Here is a 473-nt window from a genome sequence, read left to right as displayed (position 1 = left end):
AGTTGGGCACTCTAGCGAGACTGCCGGTGACAAACCGGAGGAAGGTGGGGATGACGTCAAATCATCATGCCCCTTATGACCTGGGCTACACACGTGCTACAATGGGAAGTACAACGAGTCGCTAGACCGCGAGGTCATGCAAATCTCTTAAAGCTTCTCTCAGTTCGGATTGCAGGCTGCAACTCGCCTGCATGAAGCCGGAATCGCTAGTAATCGCGGATCAGCACGCCGCGGTGAATACGTTCCCGGGCCTTGTACACACCGCCCGTCACACCACGAGAGTTTGTAACACCCGAAGTCGGTGAGGTAACCTTTTTGGAGCCAGCCGCCTAAGGTGGGATAGATGATTGGGGTGAAGTCGTAACAAGGTAGCCGTATCGGAAGGTGCGGCTGGATCACCTCCTTTCTAAGGAATATTACGGAAATACACATTTCGTCTTTACTTTGTTCAGTTTTGAGAGGTCTACTCTCAA

1 rRNA gene is annotated in these 473 nt (G+C 52.0%); it reads left to right on the top strand.

The features are described from left to right. A 16S ribosomal RNA gene (locus AB3I34_RS13995) occupies positions 1-406 on the top strand; the annotation flags it as partial. Positions 407-473 lie beyond the last annotated feature (67 nt).

The sequence above is a fragment of the Enterococcus sp. C102(2024) genome (assembly GCF_040888205.1).
Classification (GTDB): Bacteria; Bacillota; Bacilli; order Lactobacillales; family Enterococcaceae; genus Enterococcus; species Enterococcus faecalis.
This window is presented reverse-complemented; position numbering and strand designations above follow the sequence as displayed.